18 protein-coding genes and 1 pseudogene are annotated in these 20,303 nt (G+C 72.8%); 7 read left to right on the forward strand and 12 right to left on the reverse strand.

The window, feature by feature from the left end; genetic code table 11:
• Positions 1–9 precede the first annotated feature (9 nt).
• The gene (rhaI, locus tag ACIPJI_RS20275; protein WP_402247785.1) at positions 10–1,170 is read right to left on the reverse strand and encodes an L-rhamnose isomerase; all 1,161 of its coding nucleotides are present in this window, start codon (positions 1,168–1,170) and stop codon (positions 10–12) included.
• 335 nt (positions 1,171–1,505) lie between these two features.
• On the opposite strand from rhaI, the gene ACIPJI_RS20280 reads away from it, so the two are divergent.
• The 3 genes and pseudogenes from ACIPJI_RS20280 to ACIPJI_RS20290 all read left to right on the forward strand — a co-directional run.
• A complete protein-coding gene (locus tag ACIPJI_RS20280; RefSeq protein ID WP_356622551.1) occupies positions 1,506–1,826 on the forward strand; it encodes an L-rhamnose mutarotase in 321 nt (106 codons plus the stop codon).
• A gap of 196 nt (positions 1,827–2,022) precedes the next feature.
• Positions 2,023–3,045, forward strand: coding sequence for a LacI family DNA-binding transcriptional regulator (locus ACIPJI_RS20285; protein ID WP_402247787.1), 1,023 nt, complete (start codon positions 2,023–2,025; stop codon positions 3,043–3,045).
• An 83-nt stretch (positions 3,046–3,128) separates the two neighbouring features.
• Positions 3,129–3,236 (forward strand): annotated as a pseudogene (locus ACIPJI_RS20290) (VOC family protein); the annotation flags it as partial.
• A gap of 725 nt (positions 3,237–3,961) precedes the next feature.
• On the opposite strand, the gene ACIPJI_RS20295 reads toward ACIPJI_RS20290, so the two are convergent.
• Positions 3,962–4,525, reverse strand: coding sequence for a dihydrofolate reductase family protein (locus tag ACIPJI_RS20295; protein ID WP_402247788.1), 564 nt, complete (start codon positions 4,523–4,525; stop codon positions 3,962–3,964).
• Between the two features lie 179 nt (positions 4,526–4,704).
• Between ACIPJI_RS20295 and ACIPJI_RS20300 the strand changes: the two genes are divergently transcribed.
• Complete coding sequence (locus ACIPJI_RS20300; RefSeq protein ID WP_402248224.1) at positions 4,705–5,910, forward strand: cytochrome P450; 1,206 nt, start codon at positions 4,705–4,707, stop codon at positions 5,908–5,910.
• A gap of 21 nt (positions 5,911–5,931) precedes the next feature.
• Here the strand turns inward: ACIPJI_RS20300 and ACIPJI_RS20305 are convergent, their stop codons facing one another.
• The 4 genes from ACIPJI_RS20305 to ACIPJI_RS20320 form a co-directional block, all read right to left on the reverse strand.
• Positions 5,932–6,318 carry a DUF6223 family protein gene (locus ACIPJI_RS20305; RefSeq protein ID WP_402247790.1) on the reverse strand — a complete coding sequence of 129 codons (387 nt, stop codon included), beginning with the start codon at positions 6,316–6,318 and terminating at the stop codon, positions 5,932–5,934.
• Between the two features lie 195 nt (positions 6,319–6,513).
• Positions 6,514–8,241 carry an acyl-CoA dehydrogenase family protein gene (locus ACIPJI_RS20310; RefSeq protein ID WP_402247792.1) on the reverse strand — a complete coding sequence of 576 codons (1,728 nt, stop codon included), beginning with the start codon at positions 8,239–8,241 and terminating at the stop codon, positions 6,514–6,516.
• Between the two features lie 28 nt (positions 8,242–8,269).
• Positions 8,270–8,887: a TetR/AcrR family transcriptional regulator gene (locus tag ACIPJI_RS20315; RefSeq protein ID WP_402247794.1), complete on the reverse strand. Its 618-nt coding sequence runs from the start codon at positions 8,885–8,887 to the stop codon at positions 8,270–8,272.
• A 121-nt stretch (positions 8,888–9,008) separates the two neighbouring features.
• Positions 9,009–9,368 carry a winged helix-turn-helix transcriptional regulator gene (locus ACIPJI_RS20320; RefSeq protein WP_402247795.1) on the reverse strand — a complete coding sequence of 120 codons (360 nt, stop codon included), beginning with the start codon at positions 9,366–9,368 and terminating at the stop codon, positions 9,009–9,011.
• 70 nt (positions 9,369–9,438) lie between these two features.
• On the opposite strand from ACIPJI_RS20320, the gene ACIPJI_RS20325 reads away from it, so the two are divergent.
• Entirely contained in the window at positions 9,439–10,335 is an 897-nt protein-coding gene (locus ACIPJI_RS20325; protein ID WP_402248226.1) for an NAD(P)-dependent oxidoreductase, read from the forward strand.
• Positions 10,336–10,422: 87 nt separating this feature from the next.
• Here ACIPJI_RS20325 and ACIPJI_RS20330 read toward each other — a convergent pair whose 3' ends face one another.
• The 6 genes from ACIPJI_RS20330 to ACIPJI_RS20355 all read right to left on the reverse strand — a co-directional run bounded on the left by ACIPJI_RS20330 (position 10,423) and on the right by ACIPJI_RS20355 (position 17,139).
• Positions 10,423–10,890: a nuclear transport factor 2 family protein gene (locus tag ACIPJI_RS20330; RefSeq protein ID WP_307709701.1), complete on the reverse strand. Its 468-nt coding sequence runs from the start codon at positions 10,888–10,890 to the stop codon at positions 10,423–10,425.
• Positions 10,891–10,941: 51 nt separating this feature from the next.
• Positions 10,942–11,505 (reverse strand): DoxX family protein, encoded by a 564-nt coding sequence (locus ACIPJI_RS20335; protein WP_356622559.1) that lies wholly within the window; start codon positions 11,503–11,505, stop codon positions 10,942–10,944.
• Between the two features lie 108 nt (positions 11,506–11,613).
• Positions 11,614–13,011 carry a DNA-3-methyladenine glycosylase 2 family protein gene (locus ACIPJI_RS20340; protein WP_402247797.1) on the reverse strand — a complete coding sequence of 466 codons (1,398 nt, stop codon included), beginning with the start codon at positions 13,009–13,011 and terminating at the stop codon, positions 11,614–11,616.
• Entirely contained in the window at positions 13,008–14,285 is a 1,278-nt protein-coding gene (locus ACIPJI_RS20345) for an FAD-dependent oxidoreductase (protein ID WP_402247799.1), read from the reverse strand. Before ACIPJI_RS20345 ends, ACIPJI_RS20340 begins: the two co-directional genes overlap by 4 nt.
• Complete coding sequence (locus ACIPJI_RS20350; protein ID WP_402247802.1) at positions 14,282–15,679, reverse strand: FAD-dependent oxidoreductase; 1,398 nt, start codon at positions 15,677–15,679, stop codon at positions 14,282–14,284. The genes ACIPJI_RS20345 and ACIPJI_RS20350 overlap by 4 nt, the downstream gene beginning before the upstream one ends.
• Positions 15,676–17,139 carry an FGGY family carbohydrate kinase gene (locus ACIPJI_RS20355; RefSeq protein ID WP_356622563.1) on the reverse strand — a complete coding sequence of 488 codons (1,464 nt, stop codon included), beginning with the start codon at positions 17,137–17,139 and terminating at the stop codon, positions 15,676–15,678. Before ACIPJI_RS20355 ends, ACIPJI_RS20350 begins: the two co-directional genes overlap by 4 nt.
• Before the next feature lie 428 nt (positions 17,140–17,567).
• On the opposite strand from ACIPJI_RS20355, the gene ACIPJI_RS20360 reads away from it, so the two are divergent.
• Both ACIPJI_RS20360 and ACIPJI_RS20365 read left to right on the forward strand, forming a co-directional pair.
• Positions 17,568–18,593, forward strand: a complete 1,026-nt coding sequence (locus ACIPJI_RS20360) for a hypothetical protein (protein ID WP_356622564.1) — start codon at positions 17,568–17,570, stop codon at positions 18,591–18,593.
• A gap of 141 nt (positions 18,594–18,734) precedes the next feature.
• Positions 18,735–20,264 carry an amino acid permease gene (locus ACIPJI_RS20365; protein ID WP_356622565.1) on the forward strand — a complete coding sequence of 510 codons (1,530 nt, stop codon included), beginning with the start codon at positions 18,735–18,737 and terminating at the stop codon, positions 20,262–20,264.
• Positions 20,265–20,303: the final 39 nt, after the last annotated feature.

A 20,303-nucleotide genomic window follows, 5' to 3' on the forward strand; every position in this document is an offset into this window, starting at 1 on the left:
CGGTTGCGTTCAGGCGCCCCAGCCCGCCTGCTGTCCGCCGACCCGCTCCTCGGTGATCCGCTGCTGCCAGCCCGAGCGGTGGTAGGCGGCGACCGGGTCGGGGTCGAGACCCGTCTCCTCGCGCAGTTCGGCGAGCAGCGGCCGGACGTCGGTGTTGTAGGCGTCCATCAGCACGGCGTTCGCGGCGAGCACGTCGCCGGCGCGCTGGGCGGCGGACAGGGCGCCGGCGTCGACGAGGAGGGCCTTCGCGGTGGCCTCCTGGACGTTCATCACCGAGCGGATGACGGCGGGGATCTTCTGCTCGATGTTGTGGCATTGGTCGAGCATGAACGCCACCTCGGGCGTCAGCCCGCCGCCCCGGACGACCTCGTACATGATCCGGAACAGCTGGAACGGGTCGGCGGCGCCGGCCATGAGGTCGTCGTCGGCGTAGAAGCGGGAGTTGAAGTCGAATCCGCCGAGCTTCCCCTCGCGCAGCAGCAGCGCCACGATGAACTCGATGTTGGTGCCGGGTGCGTGGTGGCCGGTGTCCACGACGACCTGCGCCTTGGGGCCGAGCTTCAGGCAGTGGGCGTAGGCGGTGCCCCAGTCCGGCACGTCGGTGGTGTAGAAGGCCGGCTCGAAGAGCTTGTACTCCAGCAGCATCCGCTGCGTCTCGCCGAGCCGCTCGTACACGGTGCCGAGCGCTTCGGCGAGCCGGTCCTGGCGGGCCCGGATGTCGTCCTGGCCGGGGTAGTTGGTGCCGTCGGAGAACCACAGTTTCAGGTCGCGGGAGCCGGTGGCGTCCATGATGTCGACGCATTCCAGCAGGTGGTCCAGGGCCTTGCGCCGCACCGCGCGGTCGGGGTGGCAGACGCTGCCGAGCTTGTAGTCGTCGTCCTGGAAGACGTTCGAGTTGATCGTGCCCGGCCGCAGGCCCCGCTCCCCGGCGTACTTCGCCAGCGCCGCGTAGTCGTCGACCCGGTCCCAGGGGATGTGCAGGGCGACGGTCGGCGCGACGCCCGTGCGGGCGTGCACCTGGGCGGCGTCGTCCAGCTTCTCGTACGGGGTGCGCGGGACGCCCGGCTGGGCGAACACCTTGAAGCGGGTGCCTGAGTTCCCGTACGCCCATGACGGCGTCTCTACGGTCTGGGCCTGCAGGGCTGCTTTGACAGCGGCGCGGTCGGTCACGTGGGCTCCTACGGCATCGGGGCCCGGGCGCGGTGCCCATGGACCCGGTGCGGCGCTTGCGGGGACGGTATCGGTGAAACGATTCAAGAGGACGCTAAGTGTGCGTGCCCGGGGACGTCAACCCCCGCCCGACCGGACTCCCACTCAGGCATTGGCATTCAGCGGCAGGCCGACTTTCCGGCCGCTGGCCATTGACGTGAAATCGCTGCGGTGCTTAACCTCCCGATCATCTTCAGTGAAACCTTTCACGACGGCGGGGTGCTCCCGTGCGCCGTCGAGTTCACCGACGAGAACAACGCCGACCGGTACAACCTCCGACCCTCGGGACGGTCCCCATGCAGCGCGTCTGTTTCCTGCTCAAGGTCCGCAAGGACCGGCTCACCGAATACCGGGAGCGCCACGCGGCCGTGTGGCCCGAGATGCTCGACGCCCTCTCCGCCGGCGGCTGGCGCAACTACTCGCTCTTCCTGAGGGAGGACGGACTGCTCGTCGGCTACCTGGAGACGGACGACTTCGACGCGGCCAGGGCCGCGATGGAGGCGACCGACGTCAACGCCCGCTGGCAGGCCGAGATGGCCGACTGCTTCGAGGCCCTGGACGGACAGCGGCCCGACGAGGCCATGAAACCTCTCACGGAGGTGTTCCACCTCGCCTGAAGCGACCCGCCGGCCCCGGTCCCGGCGGCGTGCCGGCACGGCATCGTTCCGGTACGGCGTGCGGCTCCGGCAGGGCACCGCTCGGCCACACACGCCGCCGCGGTTCCGCGCCGCCGAAGGCACCGGCGGGCCCGCGGCCGGCCGTGGGTAACCTGAGGCCCGCCTTTGCTCTTCTCACCCTGGAGGTCTTGACCCGATGGCCCGCTCGGTGGGTATCAAGGACATCGCCCGCGCCGCCGGCGTGTCCGTGGGCACGGTCTCCAACGTGATCAACCGCCCGGCCACGGTCTCGCCCCCCACCCGGGCCCGGGTGGAGGCCGAGATCAGCCGCCTCGGCTACGTCCGCAGCGAATCCGCCCGCCAACTGCGGGCCGGCCACAGCCGCATGATGGGGCTGCTCGTCCTCGACATGGGCAATCCGTTCTTCGCGGACATCGCACGCGGCGCGCAGCAGGCCGCCCGCGGCTCGGGGCTCGGCGTCATGATCTGCGACAGCGCCCAGAGCCCGGCGGACGAGGCCGAGTACCTGGCGCTGTTCGCCGAGCAGCGGGTCCGCGGGGTGCTCGTCACCCCCGCCGACGCCACCGGCGGCACCATCAGGACCTTCCGCCGTCACAAGATCCCCTTCGTGCTCGTCGACCGGGTCGCCGAGGGCAACGCCGAATGCTCCGTGTCCGTCGACGACGTGACCGGCGGCGCTCTCGCCGTCCGCCACCTCGTCGAGTCCGGTCACCGCTCCCTCGCGTACGTCAGCGGGCCGCCCGGCCTCAGCCAGATCCGCGACCGCCGCACCGGTGCCCTGCAGGCCCTTGACGAGGCCGGCCTGCCGCCGGGGGTGATGCGGGAGCTGCCCACCGACCGCCTCGACGTCGCCGCCGGCCGCGACGCCGGAGCCCGCCTCCTCGGCATGACGGACCGGCCCACCGCCGTCTTCTGCGCCAACGACCTGCTCGCTCTCGGCGTGCTCCAGGCGGTCTTCGCGGCGGGCGTACGCGTCCCGGAGGACCTCGCGATCGTCGGCTACGACGACATCGAGTTCGCCGCGGCCGCGGCCGTGCCCCTCACCTCGGTGCGCCAGCCGGCCCGCACCATGGGCACGCTCGCCGCCCAACTCCTGCTGGAGGAGATGGAGACGGCCGACGGCGGCGACCACGAACACCGCCGTGTGGTGCTGGAACCGGAGCTCGTCGTACGCCGCTCCAGCCTGCCGCCCCGCTGAGATCCCGGTCGGGGGACGGGAACGCGCCGTGAAGGGGCGGCAGTCGGGCCCGGTCCTCTCCCGCGCGGTTCATGATGTCGTTGCACGCGGTGTGGCGCTCTGCCAAGGGCGTCGGCCCGTATCTCGAGTTCCGCCGCACGCCCGGCATGAAGACCGTGCCGGACGGCGTCCACCTGAACCTGCTGCGGTACCTTCCCGCCATGCCGCAGCGTGACACCGGCCGGCATCCCACTACGGCCCGCCCGCTGCCCGCGAGGGTTCCTCCCCCAGGTCCAGCAGCATGTCGAGTGACCGGGCGCCGTCCGGTCCGACGAAGGATCCGACCTGACGGAAGCCGCTCTTCTGGTAGAAGCGGACGGCCCGGGCGTGGTCGGCGGACGCCGCCCCACAGGATGATCCTCGACCTGCCGAGCCGTCGGACGGCGTCCGTGACGAGCGGGAGGAGCAGCGTCCCCACGCCCCTTCCCTGGTAGTCGTCCGCCAGGGTGGGGCCGAAGCGGCAGTCGGCGCCCTCGACGAGACCGATGCCGGCGGCCCGGTAGCGCGCGATGTCCCCGGGGGTGAGACCGAGACTGAGCTCGAGGAGGCCGACGACACGGCCGGACGGTGTTTCCTCGAGGACCAGCCTGAGCTTGTCGTAGCGGGCGATCGCATCGCACAACTCCCATGCGGCCGCGAGGTCGTGACCGGCGAACGTGCTGAACCGCCGCGACTCGCGGGACAGGCCCTGGAGGAACCCGGACAGCGGTTCCGCGTCGCCGTGAGCGAGGGGGCGCAGGACGATCTCGGGACCGGTGGCTGTGATGAGACGGTGCGTCAGGACCGTGGGGTCCTCGGCTATCCGGCCCAGCGTGAGCACCTGACTCCTCCTTGGCTTCTGCGGTCGACGGCCCTGAGCGGCCGGAGCCGGTGCTCTTCAGGCGCCCTTCGGTTCGAAGTGCATCGCGGTGATACCGCAGTCGAACTGCCGGGCCGCGACAAGGCGCAGCGGCTGGTTCCTGCCGAGGGCGGGGAACACCGGCATTCCGGCGCCGATCGCTGTCGGGTTGACGAGCAGGTGGAGCTCGTCGAGCAGTCCCTCGGCGATGAGGCTCGACACGAGTGTGCCACCGCCGTAGGCGATGATGTCCCCGCCGGGCTGGCCCTTGAGCTTGCCGATGATCCCGGCGAGGTCACCTCCGGCGACGACGGCGTTGTCCCAGGGCGACTCGGTGAGGGTGTTGGAGATGACGACCTTGGGCGTGTTGTTCATCTTGTCGATGGACGCCTGGTCCTCGCCCTCCGGGCCGGCCGCCCACGTGGGGATGAAGCCTTCGGCCAGCTTGCGGCCGAGGACGATGCAGTCGACCGGTTCGGTGAGCGCGTCCAGGTAGGCGTTGATGTCGTCGGTCCACGGGCAGGTCATCCAGTCCATCTCGCCGTTCGGGCCGGCCATGTAGCCGTCGGCGGTGGTCTGGACCTGAAGCTTGAACTTGCGCATGGGAGTGTTCCTTTCAAGGTGCCGGCTCTGCAGCTGATCCGACACTGTCGACGGCCGCCGCGACCGGAACTCATCGGTGGCGCGCGCAGGCAGGGGCGGATTCATTGACCGAAACCCGATGTCCGTCCGCCCTTCGTTCGCGTTAGCGTGCGATTCGACTCGTGAACTGGGGGGAATACATGGCGGCCACGCCCATCGTCGATCTGCGGGACTTCGGCCCGGACTTCGTCCGCGATCCTTATCCGGTCTACGCCCGGCTGCGGGCCAAGGCGCCCGTGCACCGGGTGCTCGACCCCGACGGCGAGGAGATCTGGCTCGTCCTCGGTCATGACACCGCTCGCGCCGCCTTCACGGATCCGCGGCTGAGCCGGGACTGGATCAAGTCCGGGGACGTCAGCCAGATCATCAACACCGGCCAGGACCAGCCTGCCCTCGCCCACATGCTGATGTCGGACCCGCCGGACCACACCCGCCTGCGGCGGCTGGTGACGAAGGGCTTCACCCCGAGGCGCATCGACGCTCTGGCGCCGCGCATCCAGCAGATCACGGACGAGTTGCTCGACGCCATGCTGGCGGAACCGTCGCGGCGGGCGGATCTGATCGCGGCCTTCGCCTTCCCGTTGCCGATGACCGTCATCTGCGACCTGCTGGGTGTGCCTGAGCTCGACCGGGACGCCTTCCGGCGCTGGTCCAACGAGATGGTGGCGCGCACCAGCCCGGAGGCGGAGGCGCGGGCCTACGAGGAGATGCCCGCCTATCTGGCCGAGTTGATCGCCGCCAAGCGGGCGCGTCCCGGCGATGACCTGCTCAGCGCGTTGATCCACGCGGCGGACGCCGACGGGGACCGGCTGTCGCCCGAGGAGCTCATCGGCATGTCCGTCCTGCTGCTCATCGCCGGGCACGAGACGACGGTCAATCTGATCGGCAACGGCATGCGGGCGCTGTTCTCGCACCCCGATCAACTGGCCGCGTTGCGGGCCGACTTCGGGCTGCTCGACGGAGCGATCGAGGAGATGCTCCGTTACGACGGTCCGGTGGAGACCTGTACGGACCGCCTCGCGCTGGAGGATGTCGAGATCGGAGGGGTGACCATTCCCGCCGGCTCCACCGTCCTGATCACCATGGCGGACGCCGACCGCGATCCCGCGCGCTTCAAGGACCCCGACCGGTTCGACATCCGCCGGGACGCCCGCGGCCACATCGCCTTCGGTCACGGTCTGCACTACTGCCTGGGCGCGCCGCTCGCGCGGCTCGAGGGCAGGATCGCGTTCCGCACACTGCTGGAACGCTGCCCGGACCTGGCTCAGGACGGGGACGAGGCGGATCTGCCGTGGATGCCGGGGCTGCTGATCAGAGGCGTGCGCAGGCTGCCCGTGCGGTGGTGACCGGCGGCGGGCCGGCCCCGGTCAGCCGGTGCGGCGGAGGCGGGACAGGGCCAGCCCGCCGAGGACGATGCCGATCAGTCCCACCACCAGCGCCACGACGGCGCCGCCCAGCCCGTTGCCGGTGCCGAGACCACCCTCGGCGGTGGCCACGACCACTGCGCCGAGGGCCGTGCTGATCAGGCCCGCCCCCAGTGCCACGACGGCCCTGCTCCGCCCGGTGCCGGTGCGGGTGCCGAAGCGGCCGGCGGGGCGGGCCAGCGCGAGCCCGCCGGCGGCCACGCCGAGCAGCCCCAGCAGCGCGGCCACGACGGCCCAGAGGCGCCCGGAGCTCATGGTGTAGGCATCGGCGGCTGCCGGGACGGAGATGTGCGCGACCACCGGTGCGGCAAGCACGGACCGAACTGACATGAGGTGCTCCTTCTGCTGCTACGGCTCGATGCCAGCCGATCATGTCCGCCGGACCTGCCACCGGTCGTCCGGCGGACGCAGACACTTCGCGCTGCCGCCGATGCCGCAGTCGCCGCGAAGGTACTGCGTCCGCGGTAGGCGGCCGCTGGTCCTCGAGGTGGACCCCTCGGCGGACCGCGGCGTCAGGGCACCCGCTCAGACCGCCGCCGGCACCCGTTCGATCGCCGCGGCGAGGTCGAGGCCCGTGGGGAGCGTGCCGAAGGCGAGGCCACGGTCGCCGGCGAGGCGGGACGCGCAGAAGGCGTCGGCCACGGCGGCCGGTGCGTGCCGGACGAGCAGGGAGCCCTGCAGGACGAGGGCCATGCGCTCGACCAGGCGGCGGGCGCCCAGAGCGGCGTCCTCGGTGAGCACCAGCGCCCCGCGCAACTCCCGCCACGCCGCGTCCAGTCGGGCGTCCGCGCCGGCAGCGGCCTCGATCTCGGCGCTGTACGCCTCCAGGGAGCCGGGCTCACGGCTCAGCGCGCGCAGCACGTCCAGCGCGTTGACGTTGCCGGATCCCTCCCAGATGCCGTTCAGCGGTGCCTCCCGGTAGAGCCTCGGCATGCCGGACGCCTCGTCGTAGCCGTTTCCGCCGAGGCACTCCAGGGCCTCGGCGACGGCGGCAGGCTGCCGCTTGCAGACCCAATACTTGCCGACCGCCGTCGCCAGTCGCAGGAAGGCCTTCTCCTGGGTGTCGCCGCGCTGCGCGCGGTCGACCGCTCCGGCGACCCGGAGCGCGAGCGTGGTCGCCGCCTCGGACTCGATGCTCAGATCGGCGACGACATTGCGCATCAGCGGCTGGTCGATCAGCTTGGCGCCGAACACGCGACGGTGGTGGACATGGTGGGCCGCCTGCGCCAGAGCGGTACGGATGCCGGACGCCGAGCCGAGGATGCAGTCCAGCCGCGTCATCGTCACCATGTCGATGATCGTCCGCACGCCCTGCCCCTCCGCGCCCACCAGCATGCCGACGGTGTCGTCGAACTCGGGCTCGCTGCTGGCGTTGCTCCGGTTCCCCAGCTTGTCCTTGAGCCGCTGGATGCGGAAGGTGTTGCGGCTGCCGTCGGGGAGCACCCGCGGCACCAGGAAGCACGACAGACCGCCGGGGGCCTGCGCCAGCACCAGGAAGAGGTCGTTCATGGGCGCGCTGGTGAACCACTTGTGGCCGCGCAGCCGCCAGGTGCCGTCGGGCTGCTCGGTGGCGGTGGTGGTGTTGGCGCGGACGTCGGTGCCGCCCTGCTTCTCCGTCATGCCCATACCGGCGAGCAGTCCGCGCTTGCCGGCCGGCGCGCGCATCCCGGGGTCGTACACCCGGCTGGTCAGCAACGGCTCGTACACGGCGGCGAGTTGCGGCGCGTGCCGCAGGGCTGGCACCACGGCGTAGGTCATGGACACGGGGCAGCCGTGGCCCTGCTCCGCGGAGGACCACACCATGAATCCCGCCGCCCGGGCGACGTGGGCGCCGGGCCGGTCGTCCGCCCAGGGGGCGCCGCCGAGTCCCTCACTGATCGCGACGTCCATGAGCGAGTGGTAGGACGGGTGGAAGTCCACCTCGTCGATCCGGTTCCCGTACCGGTCGTGGGTGCGCAGCACGGGTTCGCAGCGGTTGGCCTCCTCGGCCCAGCGCTGGACCTGTTCGGAGCCGGCGAGCCTGCCGATGCGGTGCAGGTCCTCGGTGTACCAGCCGGCGCCCTCGCGCCGCAGGCCCTCGAGCAGTACGGCGTCGTCCGCGACGTCGTGTCCGACGAGCGGCGGCGGCTGGTTGGTCACGACATGGGTGTCGGCGGTGGGCCGGCTGCTCGGGGCGGGGCCGGTCGCGCCGGGGTTCGCGGTCGCTCCGGCGTTCGCGGTCGTGCCGTGGGCTGCGGCGGGAGTCGTCGTCATCGTCGTCCTCGGGGTCTCGTAGGGGTGGTCAGCCGGCGGTCCGGGCGCCGGCGCAGCGCAGGGACATCGCGACCAGTTCGGCGACCAGGTGCTCGGCGGTGTCCCCGGCCGCGGGATCGGACAACGGGTCGACCAGCACCTCACCGATCGCGCCGGTCAGTGCGGCGGCGGTGACGTCGGGGTCCTGCGGCGGGAGTTGTCCGCCGGCGATGCCCTCGCGGATCACCTCGGCGAACACGTCGCGGTAGCGGCGCCGGAACTCCAGCCGCTCACGGGCCACGGCCTGTTCGGTGGGGGCGGCGAGGAGTGCGTGGGCCAGGCCGCGACGCTCCATGGCGCGGCGGGCGAAGACGCGCACGCCGTGCGCCAGCCGCTCGACGGGGTCCCCGCCTGCGTCCCGGAGGACTTCCGCGAGCACCTCGACCTCGCGCCCGGAGGCACGCCGGAAGACCTCGACGGCCAGCGCCCCTTTGGACGGGAAGTGCTGGTAGACCGACCCGACGGACATGCCGGCCGCGGCGGCGACCGCGGTGACGGAAGCGTTCGCCCAGCCGGATTCCGCGACGACGGAGGTCGCCTGCGCCACGAGGTGCTCCCTGGCGGCGTCGAGCCGGCTCTGGACAGCGGGCGTCTTGCGGTAGGCCATACAACAAGTGAACCACTGTTCAGAGGTTCGAGCCAGACCCTGGATCCCCCCCTCCTGCGGGCACGCCGAGAACGCGGCGCGGGCAGGGGTGAGTGTGGGGAGCCGTACGGGGAGCCGGCCGTCAGCGGGAGCGGTCGGACACTTCGTCGTGCGAGCTCCGGTCGTCGAGCAGGTGCTTCCTGCCCCAGGCGCCGAGGGGGCCGAGCGCCTCGTTGAGGGAGACGCCCAGCGGCGTGAGCGCGTAGGTGACGCGGCGTACCGCTCCCTCGCAGTCCTCTTCACGGACGACGATGCCGTCGGACTCCAACTCCCGGAGGTGGGAGGCGAGAACCTTCTCGCTGACGCCGGGGATGCCGCGCCGCAACTCACCGAACCGGCAGGGACCGGCCTCCAGCGCCCACAGGACGAGGACCTTCCACTTGCCGCCGACCACGTCGATCGCCGCGTCGATGCCGCACACGTACGTGGCGCGCCTGGTCATGCACTCACCATAAGGTAACCACCCACAAAAAAGTGCGTACTTGATCAAGGTCCGTCCCCGTACGAGCCTGATGGGCATGGACAACCACACCTCTTCCAGGACCCCTGTCACCCTCCTCGGCCTCGGCGACATGGGCACCGCTCTCGCCCGCGCCTGGCTCGCCGCAGGACACCCGCTGACCGTATGGAACCGCACCCCGGCCAAGGCCGAACACCTGGCGGCCGAGGGCGCCCGGGTGGCGGCGACGCCGGCCGAGGCGCTGGCCTCGGCGACCGGCCCCGTCGTGCTCTGCCTGCTGGACGACGCCTCCGTGGGCGAGACCCTGGAGGGCACCGACCTGACCGGAAAGGACCTGGTCGATCTGACCACCAACGCCCCCGCCCGGTCCCGGCTGCGGGCCCTGTGGGCCGAGGAACGAGGTGCCCGGTTCCTGGACGGCGGGATCATGGCCGTTCCCCCGATGATCGGCCGGCCCGAGACGGGCGGCTATGTGTTCTACAGCGGCGACCGCGAGCTGTTCGAACGCCACCGGGAGGTGCTGGAGGTTCCCGCCGGCGCGAAGTTCGTCGGCGAGGACGCCGGGCACGCGGCCCTGCACGACATCGCCCTGCTCAGCGCGATGACCGGCATGTTCGCGGGCGTCACCCACGCCTTCGCCCTGGTGCGCCCCGAGAAGGACCTCGACCAGGCCGGCTTCGCCGCCCTGCTCGCAGAGTGGCTCGGCGCCATGACCGGTATGACCCACGAGATCGCCGCCCAACTGGAGAGCGGTGACTACACGGAGGGCGTCACCTCCAACCTCGCCATGATGTCGGCGGGCAACGACGCGCTTCTGGCCACGGCCGAGGGCCAGTCGGTCGACCCCCGGCTCCTCACGCCCTACATGGACCTGATGCGTCGGCGGGTGGCCGAGGGTCACGGCGACGAGGGCCTGGCCGGCACGGTCGACCTGCTCAGAGGCGAGTGAGGCGCGGCGGACACCTGAGGGCCGTCGGCCGGCGGCACATCGCGCCGTCGACCCTCAGGTCCGCCGGGGCGTCCCGGTACGACCGGATCACTGAAGGGGGATGTCGTGACCTGGGCCGCGCTCGTCCTCGGGGCGCGGCCCGAAGTAGCGGCGGTCGGACTCCTGGATGGCCACGTCGTTGATGCTCGCCTCGCGGCGGCTCATCAGGCCACGCTCGTCGAACTCCCACAACTCGTTGCCGTAACTGCGGAACCACCGGCCCGCGGCGTCGTGCCATTCGTACTGGAAGCGGACGGCTATGCGGTTCTCGTGGAAGGACCACAGGCTCTTGCGCAGGACGTAGTCCAGCTCACGCTCCCACTTGGCCGTGAGGAACTCGGCGATCTGCTCGCGGCCGGTCAGGAAGACGTCCCGGTTCCGCCAGACGGAGTCCTCGGTGTAGGCGAGGGCCACCTTGTGCGGGTCGCGGGTGTTCCAGGCGTCCTCGGCGGCCTGGACCTTGGCCAGGGCGCTGTCGAGGTCGAACGGCGGGAAAGGCGGGCGCTGTTGGGTCATGGCAGGTGATCCTGCCACGCGCCGGCCAGGGGACTTCGACGGACCGGACTCCTAGTCCTCCAGGGTGTCGACCCCTTGGTCCTTCTCGGGGCCCGGGTCCACGTCCGCCCCGATCTGACCCTTCGCCCGCTTGCCGACGATCGCGGACGCTGCGAGCGCGCTGGCCGCGAAGGCGGCCGCGAGGATCCACGGGCCGTCGAAGCGGTGCCGGGTCGCGTGGTCGAGGGAGTAGCGGCCGGGGCCCATGACGCCGATCGCGGCCGCGGTGAAGCCGAGGAACGCCGGGTACTCGAAGCCGCCGGACTGGGCGAAGAAGCCGGCCGGTGCGTGGACGGAGACGGCGCCGGCCATGTTGCCGGTCACCGCAGCGCCCGCAGCGGGAGTGGCGAGGCCGAGGGCGAGCAGCACGCCACCGCCCGCCTCTGCGATGCCCGCGGCCATCGCGCTCTGCTTGGGCGGGTGGAAGCCCATGGCCTCCATGCCCTTGGCGGTGCCTTCCAGGCCGCCGCCGCCGAACCAGCCGAAGAGTTTCTGCGTGCCGTGGGCGACGAGGACGGCGCCGGTCCCGACGCGCAGGACGAGCAGGCCGAGGTCACGTCGGTTGAGGGGGGTCATCGGTACTCCCAGGGCGGTGAGGATGGGCGACGTCATCCACTCTCGGGCCGCCGGGAGCCGGGGCCGTTGTGTTGCTGGACCGTCCGGGTGAGGCTCAGTGGTGCCCGGTCAGCTCACCAGGCTGTCGGCGGACGCCCACAGGTGGTGCATCGCGTACGAGCTCCACGGCCGCCAGCGCCCGGTGTCCGCGCCGGCGGGGACCGCCGGGTCGCCGGGCAGCAGGACGTCGGGGTCGCCCAAGGCGTGCATGCGGATGCGGGCGGCGGTCCGGGCGTCCATGCCGGGCAGCCGCAGCAGCCGGCGCTCCGTCTCCTCGCGGTCCGCGCCGGGGTCGAGCACCACGTCGCCCGTGGTGAGCGCCTCTGCCAGGGCGCGCAGTGCGGGGTGGCCGGTGCCGGTCAGGTCCCGCGGGCGGGGGAACAGGTGGGTGAGTCCGCCGCTCGGTGCGGGGAGCCGCTCGCCGTGCGCGGCCACGAGCGTGCTCGCGGCCGACGTTCCGACCATGGTGCGGATCGCCGACTCATGGGGGTCGGCGGCACCGGGGATGCGCAGGCCGGGGCGGGACGCGACGTGGGGGGCGAGGGACGGGTCGGCTCCAAGGCGCTCTGCGACGGCGTACGGGTCGGCGTCGAGATCGAGGAGGCGGCGCATCCGCTGGTTGGCGGTGGTCAGGTCGCGCAGGTCCGTCAGATGCAGCCGGCAGTCCATCCAGCGGCCGCTGCCAGGGCGTTCGCGGACCTCGGCGATCCCGGCACCGCCGGGCAGCCGCAGGGTGCGGCGGTAGGTGCGGTCGCCGGCCCGGCCGATGACCTCCTCGACGCCGGTGACGGCATGGGCGGCCAGGTGGTCGAACATCCGGTCCGCCGCGTACGGGCCCCGGTGAGCGAGCCGCAGCGGGATCCCGGCGGCGCCCTTGTCGGCGGCGGGGCGGCCGGGCCTGAGGGCGCGCAGTTCGGTGGGGGTGGCGGCGTAGATCTCCCGGATGGTGTCGTTGAACTGGCGGACGCTCGCGAATCCGGCCGCGAAGGCGATCTCGGCGGCCTGAAGGGTCGTCGTCTGGAGGAGTACGCGAGCGGTGTGGCCGCGCTGGGCACGGGCCAGCGCGATGGGTCCCGCGCCGAGTTCGGCGTTGAGCTGGCGCTGTACCTGGCGGGCGCTGTAGCCGAGTCGGTCGGCGAGGCCCGCGACGCCTTCCCGGTCGACGATGCCGTCGCCGATCAGCCGCACGGCCCGGCCGACGACGTCCGCGCGGACGTTCCATTCGGCGGAGCCGGGGACCGCGTCGGGCCGGCAGCGGCGGCAGGCGCGGAAGCCGGCGCTCTGGGCGGCCGCGGCGGTGGGGTGGAAGGACACGTTCTCGCGCTTGGGCGTGACGGCGGGGCAGCTGGGCCGGCAGTAGATGCCGGTCGTGGAGACGGCGAAGAAGAACACTCCGTCGAAGCGCGCGTCCCGGCTGCTCACCGCCTGGTACCGGCTGTCCTCTACCGTGCGTGCCTCGGTGGTCATACGGCCAGTATGGGCGGCCCCCAGGCGCCGGGCTCGCGGGAATCGGACATGACGCTGATGTGGACCGGGCCGCCGTCGGGGTCCGCCGCGGCCGTCCAGTGGGCGCGCAGGTGGAGGGGCCGGCCGGGCAGGGCGGTGTGCGGCAGGCGCTGCCGGTCCAGAACCCGGCCGTCCTGGTGGACGACGAGGACGGGCGCGGGGAGGCGTTCCGCGGAGCGCAGGGTGAAGCGCTCTCCGAGGGGCGGCGGGCTGCCGGGGCGCACACGGCTCGGTGCGACCCATAGCAGCGGCGGTTCGACCCGTAGCGGCACCCCCCCGCCCGGCCAGGGGTCCGCGCCGGCCAGGTGCGCGAGGACGGGCCCGGTGACGCCGCGGCCCTCGGCGGCGGCGCTCACCGCCGGCTCACCGCCGTGCAGCAGGTTGCCGACGGCGAACACGCCGGGCACGGCGGTGCGGAAGGCGGTGTCGACGGCCGGCCCGCGGGTGCCGGGGTCGAGGACGATGCCGCCGCGCCGGGCGAGTTCGTGCTCGGGGATCCAGTCGCCGGTGAACACGACGGTGTCGCAGTCGAGGAGTGCGCCGCGGCCGTCGTCGCCCCGTACGCGGACGCCCGTCAGCCTGCCGTGGCCGGCGAGCTCCACGACGGTGGATCCGGTGAGCAGCGGGAACCGGTGGCGCGGTGACCGCAGGGGGCCGCGGATCGCCTCGGTGACCAGGGCGGCGACGTGGACCCCGGCCGTCCGCAGGGTGTCGGCGGCGGCAGAGGCGACGGCGTCGGCGCCTGCCGTGGCCACGACGACGGCGCGGCTGCCGACCGGTTGGCCGTGGACATGGACGGCCTGCTGGAGTTCGCCGGTGGTGAGGACGCCGGCCGGCCGGGTGCCGGGGACCAGCCGGGCGCTGCGCGGCCGTTCGCGGGCGCCGGTCGCCAGGACCACGGCGGGTGCGGTGAGTCGTTCGAGGCCGTGCGGGCCTGTCGTGTCGAGGGTGCGGGGGCCCGCCCAGCCGGTGGCCGTCACGCCCGTGCGTACCGCGGCTCCGGCGGCGAGGGCCGCGTCGGCGAGGCGCTTGGCGTAGCGGGGGCCGGTGGTCGGGCGGTGGCGTGGTCCGAAGCCCTGGTGGTGGCTGTGGCGTGGGATGCCGCCGGGTTCCTGTTCGCGTTCGAGCACCTCGACACGGCCGGCGCCGGCCGCGGCCAGGTGGGCCGCGGCGGCGAGGCCGGCGGGTCCCGCGCCGACGACGAGGACGTCCACGGCCCGCTCGGTGCGGCTCATCGGCGGCCGTCCTCGAACAGCGCGCGGACGGCGGGTCCGCAGTAGAAGCCCTGGCAGCGGCCGCCGCGGGCCCGTGTGCGGCGCCGTAGTCCGTCGAGCGATCCGGGCGGGACGGTGCTGGTGAGCGCGTCGCGGATCTCGCCGCGGGTGACGCGTTCGCAGTGGCAGACGATCGTGCCGTACGCGGGGTCGGCGGCGATCAGGTCGGCCCGCTGGTACGGGCGTGGCCGTGCCTCGCCGATGCTCGGCATGCGGACCGGTTCGAGGTCGCGGGCGGGTCCGAGGTGGAGTCCCGCGTCGCCGAGGAGGCCGGTGACGTAGTCGGCGATCGCCATGGAGGCGGTCAGCCCTGTGGAGCGGATGCCTCCGACGGTGACGTACCGCAGGCGGGGGTGCGCCCGGATGCGGTAGTCCGCCTGCCCGGTGGCGGCGCGCAGTCCGGCGTAGACGGCGGTGACCTCCTCGTCGATCAGTGCGGGCAGGATCCGTCGGCCCGCGGCCCGCAGGGTCTCGAGGCCTTCGGCGGTCGACCCGGTGGCCCGCTTGTCGTCGAGGTCCTCCGCGGTCGGGCCGAGGATCACGTTCCCGTACACGGTCGGTGCGACGAGGACGCCCTTGCCGAGCGCCGTGGGCACGGGGAGCAGGATGTGCCCGACGAGGGGGCGTGCGAGCTTGTCGTAGACGATGAGCTGGCCGCGCCGGGGGGTGACGGTGAAGTCCTGGCGGCCGAGGCGGCGGTCGAGCTCGTCGGCGTGCAGTCCTGCCGCGTTGACGAGGTAGCGGGTGCGCAACAGGCCCCGGGAGGTGGCCAGTTCGTGGTGGGTGCCGGCGGTGACGGACTGCACCCGGCAGTTCAGGTGCAGGTCGACGCCGGCGCGGACGGCCTGGGTGGCGTAGGCGAGCGTCGTCGTCCAGGGGCAGATGATCCACTCGTCGGGGACCTCGAGGGCGCCGAGTGCCCCGGGTCCCAGGTGCGGTTCTCTGCGGGCGAGCTCGGCGGCGTCGAGCAGGCGGGTGGCGTGGTAGCCGTTACGGGCGGCCTTGGCGGCGAGTGCGGGCAGGGTGGCGAGCTGTTCCCGGTCCCAGGCGACGAGGAGCGCGCCGACGGGTTCGACGGGGATGCCGCTCTGTTCGGCGTAGGCGGCGAGGCGGTGCCGGCCTTCGCGTACCAGCCGGGACTCCAGGGTGCCGGGCGCCGCGTCGAAGCCGGTGTGCAGGATGGCCGTGTTGGCCTTGGAGGTGCCGTTGCCGACGTCGTCGCCCGCGTCGACGAGGGCGACGCGCAGGCGGTGACGGGCGAGTTCGCGCGCGACGGCGGTGCCGACGACTCCGGCGCCGACGACGATCACGTCGTGCAGACGGTCGGGCAGTTCGCCGCTGGTCGTGACGGTCATCGCGTTCCGTGGTCCCCGGCGGCCGAAGGGGAGCGCTCGAGGAGGGCCTCGACCTCCGCACGGAAGACGCCGAGCCGTTCGGCCGCCCGGTCGGCGCTGATGCGGGGCTCGTAGACGGCGGACGGCTTCCGGTCGGGAACCACCTGATCCGGCGCCAGTCCGGGGTCGATGCCGAGCCGGGCCACGGCGGCGGCTCCCAGTGCGGTCGCGTCGGGCAGCGCGGAGACCTCCACGGGCAGTTGGAGCAGGTCGGCCTGCGCCTGCATGAGGAGCGCGGACCGGGTGAGGCCGCCGTCGACGCGCAGCGCCGTCAGCGGGGAGCCGAGGTCGGTGGCGACGGCTTCGGTGAGGGAGACGACCTGTGCGGCGATGCCCTCGCACAGTGCGCGCACGAGGTGGCCGGGGCCGGTGTCGAGTCCCAGTCCGGTGACCGAGCCTCTGACGTCGCCGCGCCACCAGGGGGCCGCGAGCCCGGCGAGCGCCGGCACGAAGGTGACGCCGCCGCTGTCGGGGACGGACGAGCCGACGGTGTCGAGGTCCGCCGCGCCGGAGACGACGCCGAGGTCGGCGAGCCATCGGACGGCGGAGGCCGCGGTGTACACCTGGCCGTCCAGGCAGTAGCTCGCCTTCCCGCCGAGCCGCCAGGCGACGCAGCCGACGAGCCCGGTGGTGGAGCGGTGCGGCCGGTGACCGGTGTGGGCGAGCAGGAACGCCCCTGTGCCGTAGGTGCACTTGGCGGTGCCCGGTTCGGTGACGCGCTGGGCGAGGAGGGCCGCCTGCTGGTCCACGAGCAGTCCGGTGAGCGGTGTCCCGGCGCCGAAGGCGGTGGTGACGCCGACGGGGCCGGCGGAGTCCACGACGTCCGGAAGGCGTTCGCCGGACAGGCCGAAGAGGTCGAGTGCCCGCTGTGACCAGGCGACCTGGTCGAGGTCGAGGAGCTGGGTGCGGCCGGCGGTTGCCGCGTCGGTGACGAACGCGCCGGTGAGCCGGTGCACGAGCCAGGAGTCGCTGGTGGTGACGACGCCTTCGCCGGTGAGCTCACGGCGGATCCACGCCATCTTGGGCGCGGCGAAGTACGGGTCCAGCGGTAATCCGGTGAGCTGCGTCAACTCTTCAGCGTGCGGGGCGAGTTCGGCGCAGAGCGGTTCGGCGCGCCGGTCCTGCCAGACGATCGCCTCGGTGAGCGGCTCGCCGGTCGCCGGGTCCCAGGCGAGGACGGTCTCGCCCTGGTTGGCCAGACCGACGGCCTCGACCGGCTCACCGGCGTGGGCGAGCGCCCTGCGCCCCGCGCCGAGGACGGAGTCGAGCAGCTCGGCGGGGTCCACCTCGACGCGTCCGCCGGGGCCGTAGCGAGGGGACACGGGCACGAATCCCGTGCCGATCACGCCGCGTTCGGGGCAGACGACGAGCGCCTTGGTGCCGGAGGTGCCCTGGTCGACGGCAAGCACCGGGCCCGTCATCGGCCACCCCGCTCTCCGGTAGAAGAAACCTTGATCGCAGACGAAAGCGTGGGGCAGGCCGTCGCCGCCGTCAAGGGGCGGCGGAGCACGCCCCGTCGGGCGGCGACTTGGTCAACTGGTTGCCGCGCGGCGCGGCTTGAGTAAGATCGGCCCGCACGCGGAAGCGATGCGGGGGACGGCGCGGTTCCCCGTACGTGCCCGACCGCCGTCGATGCCCGGCCGACCACCGCCGTCGACGCTCGCCTCAGCCCCCACTGCCCCAAGAGGCCCGATGACGACCAGTTCTCCCCCCTGGCTCCACCCTGCGACGGAACACGGAGCGGACCGCGCGACGGTCGGCGGACCGGTCGGCGCGGTGACGGGCCCGACGGCCCGGCAGCCGTGTTAGGCGACGTCTCCCGGGCGTGCCCGGGAAGGGTGGCCTGCTGATGGCCCCGGACTCCTTCCGCCCGGTCTACCATCCGGCCGGCCAGGACACGGAACTGCGCAGCGCCCTCCAGGACTTACGCACGGGCCGCTGGCTGTCGATGCGGAACCTTCTCGAGGCGACGGCCGACTGGGCCCTGTGGACCCAGCGCACCCAGGTGCTGGCGGCGGTGGCCGCCGGCTCCGACACGGTGCAGACATGGCGTGCGGAGGAACCCGACAGCGCCGCCGCGGCGGTGATGCACTGCCGGGTCGCGGTCGAGCGCGCTTTACGGGCGCACCGCGACGCGCACCGGCACACCCAGGACCTGTGGCACGAGGCCTGGGAAGCATGCCGGGCGGCGGCGCACCGGTCGCCCGAGGACCCGGTGCCGTGGGTGTGTCTGCTGGCGCTCGCCCGGCTCGACGAGGGGCAGCGGCTCGACGAGCACCGGATGGCACCGCCGGGGCCGATGCTCTTCCCCGGCCCGTGGGGGCTGCTGGCACAGGCGGACAAGCGCGATCCGCACAACCGCGAGGCGTACCACCGGATGCTGCAGTTCGTGTACGCCCGGCGGTCCGGCCCCCATCTCTCCGAGGCCGTCAACTTCGTCCAGTGGGCGTCCTCGTCCGCGCCCCTGGGATCGCCGCTCAAGGTGCTGCCGCTCTATGTACGGGTGGAGCGCTACCGCCGGGAGAACGGCCAGGAGAAGGCGCTGGACCTGCACTGGGTCACGGACGACGCGGCCCGCGACGGCCGGCTGGCCCTGCACGACTGGTTCGACGTCGCGCCCACGGCGACGCGCACGCTGCTCGATCTCAGCCACCTGGCCCACGCGCTGTGGGGCGCGCTCCAGTTCGCCGACGCCGCCCGGGTGTTCGAGGCGCTGGGCCCGTTCTACGCGACGCTTCCGTGGGCGTACCGCACGCCCGATCCCGGTGACGCGGCGCTCGCGGAGGAGGTGTTCCTGCGCGCACGGGCCCGCTGCCTCGCGGCGGCGCGTGACGCCGGGCCCGGCCCCGGCCCGGCCGCGGGCCGGTACGGCTGAGGCCACCTCCGCCCGCCCGGGCCACGTCCCCTCCCCGTCCTCCCCTGGCGCGTACTCCCCCGTCGCGCTGTGTCCTGCCCGCCCGCACCACCGCCTTGCCCTGTCCGCTCAAGTACATCGCCTTTCCCCGGAGGTACCTCGATGTCCATATCCCCGCCGAAGTGGTCGGATTCCGGCCGGACCCCTCCCAAGGACGAGGAGGAACGGCTGAGGGAGCTCGGCTATCAGCCCGTCCTGGCCCGCCGGATGGGCGGCTTCGGCAACTTCGCCATCAGCTTCTCCGTGATCTCGATCCTGTCCGGCTGTATGACGCTGTACGGATTCGGGCTGGGCACCGGCGGTCCCGCGGTGATGCTGTGGGGCTGGCTGGGCGTCGGTCTCTTCGTCCTCTGCGTCGGCATGGCCCTGGCGGAGGTCACCAGCGCCTACCCGACGTCGGGCGCGCTGTACTACATGGCCGACCGGCTCGGCGGCCGTAAGTGGGGCTGGTACACGGGCTGGCTCAACCTTCTCGGCCTGCTGGGCGCAATCGCCGGCATCGACTACGGCTGCGCCCTGTTCACCGGCGCGTTCTTGAACCTCCAGTGGGGGATCGAACCCACCCCCGGCTCCACAATGATCATCTTCATCTGCATCCTGCTGCTGCACGCCACCCTCAACCTCTTCGGCGTACGGCTCGTCAGCCTGCTCAACTCGGTCAGCGTGTGGTGGCACCTCGGCGGCGTGGCCCTGATCGTGGGCGCCCTCGCGATCGTGCCGTCCGACCACCAGTCCCCCGAGTTCGTCTTCGGCGAGTTCGTCAACGGCACGGGCTGGGACAACCCCGTCTACGTCGCCGCCATCGGCCTGCTGCTCGCGCAGTACACCTTCAGCGGGTACGACGCCTCGGCCCACCTCTCGGAGGAGACCTCCAACGCGTCCGTGGCCGCCGCCAAGGGCATCGTGCGCTCCATCTGGGTCTCCTGGATCGCCGGGTTCGCGCTGCTGGCGGGCCTGACCTTCGCGATCCAGGACTACGCGGGCACCCAGGACACCGCGACCGGCGTACCGCCTGCGCAGATCTTCATCGACGCTCTCGGCACCGGCGCCGCGACGGCGCTGCTGCTCGTGGTGATCGTCGCGCAGCTCTTCTGCGGCAACGCGGAGGTGGCCGCGGCCAGCCGGATGGTGTTCGCCTTCAGCCGGGACAACGCGCTGCCCGGTTCCGCCCTGTGGCGCAAGGTGAGCAGCCGGACGCAGACGCCCGTCCCCGCGGTGTGGCTGTCGGTCACCTTCGCCTGTCTGCTGGCCGTCCCGTCGCTGTACTCCGCGACCGCCTACGGAGCGGTCACCGCGATCAACGTCATCGGCATCACTCCCGCGTACGCCATCCCGATCTATCTGCGGCTGCGTGCCGGTGACCGCTTCCAGCCGGGTCCGTGGTCGCTGGGCCGCTGGAGCAGGCCGATCGGCTGGACCGCCGTGGTGTGGGTGGCGTGCGTGACGGTGCTGTTCTGCCTGCCCCAGTCGAACCCGGTGACCGTCGACTCGATGAACTACGCCTCGATCGCACTGGCGGCGGTGCTGATCCTGGCCACGGTGTGGTGGTTCGTCGCCCGCCGCTCGTACGGAACGCCGGCGGCGTACGGAACCGCCCGCGAGCAGGCGGAGATCGCGGAGAACATCGTCTGACGCTCCCCCTGCCCCGCTCCGAGGGCCCGGCCGTGGCGG

This window comes from Streptomyces sp. NPDC086835 (assembly GCF_044745705.1).
Taxonomy (GTDB): domain Bacteria; phylum Actinomycetota; class Actinomycetes; order Streptomycetales; family Streptomycetaceae; genus Streptomyces.

What these genes read in the sequence shown, in the direction of transcription:
- ACIPJI_RS20280 (WP_356622551.1), top strand. Translation starts at nt 1,506, where the DNA reads ATGCAGCGCGTCTGTTTCCTGCTCAAGGTCCGCAAGGACCGGCTCACC.
- ACIPJI_RS20285 (WP_402247787.1), top strand. Translation starts at nt 2,023, where the DNA reads ATGGCCCGCTCGGTGGGTATCAAGGACATCGCCCGCGCCGCCGGCGTG.
- ACIPJI_RS20295 (WP_402247788.1), bottom strand. Translation starts at nt 4,525, where the DNA reads ATGCGCAAGTTCAAGCTTCAGGTCCAGACCACCGCCGACGGCTACATG.
- ACIPJI_RS20300 (WP_402248224.1), top strand. Translation starts at nt 4,705, where the DNA reads ATGGCGGCCACGCCCATCGTCGATCTGCGGGACTTCGGCCCGGACTTC.
- ACIPJI_RS20305 (WP_402247790.1), bottom strand. Translation starts at nt 6,318, where the DNA reads ATGTCAGTTCGGTCCGTGCTTGCCGCACCGGTGGTCGCGCACATCTCC.
- ACIPJI_RS20310 (WP_402247792.1), bottom strand. Translation starts at nt 8,241, where the DNA reads ATGACGACGACTCCCGCCGCAGCCCACGGCACGACCGCGAACGCCGGA.
- ACIPJI_RS20315 (WP_402247794.1), bottom strand. Translation starts at nt 8,887, where the DNA reads ATGGCCTACCGCAAGACGCCCGCTGTCCAGAGCCGGCTCGACGCCGCC.
- ACIPJI_RS20320 (WP_402247795.1), bottom strand. Translation starts at nt 9,368, where the DNA reads ATGACCAGGCGCGCCACGTACGTGTGCGGCATCGACGCGGCGATCGAC.
- ACIPJI_RS20325 (WP_402248226.1), top strand. Translation starts at nt 9,439, where the DNA reads ATGGGCATGGACAACCACACCTCTTCCAGGACCCCTGTCACCCTCCTC.
- ACIPJI_RS20330 (WP_307709701.1), bottom strand. Translation starts at nt 10,890, where the DNA reads ATGACCCAACAGCGCCCGCCTTTCCCGCCGTTCGACCTCGACAGCGCC.
- ACIPJI_RS20335 (WP_356622559.1), bottom strand. Translation starts at nt 11,505, where the DNA reads ATGACCCCCCTCAACCGACGTGACCTCGGCCTGCTCGTCCTGCGCGTC.
- ACIPJI_RS20340 (WP_402247797.1), bottom strand. Translation starts at nt 13,011, where the DNA reads ATGACCACCGAGGCACGCACGGTAGAGGACAGCCGGTACCAGGCGGTG.
- ACIPJI_RS20345 (WP_402247799.1), bottom strand. Translation starts at nt 14,285, where the DNA reads ATGAGCCGCACCGAGCGGGCCGTGGACGTCCTCGTCGTCGGCGCGGGA.
- ACIPJI_RS20350 (WP_402247802.1), bottom strand. Translation starts at nt 15,679, where the DNA reads ATGACCGTCACGACCAGCGGCGAACTGCCCGACCGTCTGCACGACGTG.
- ACIPJI_RS20355 (WP_356622563.1), bottom strand. Translation starts at nt 17,139, where the DNA reads ATGACGGGCCCGGTGCTTGCCGTCGACCAGGGCACCTCCGGCACCAAG.
- ACIPJI_RS20360 (WP_356622564.1), top strand. Translation starts at nt 17,568, where the DNA reads ATGGCCCCGGACTCCTTCCGCCCGGTCTACCATCCGGCCGGCCAGGAC.
- ACIPJI_RS20365 (WP_356622565.1), top strand. Translation starts at nt 18,735, where the DNA reads ATGTCCATATCCCCGCCGAAGTGGTCGGATTCCGGCCGGACCCCTCCC.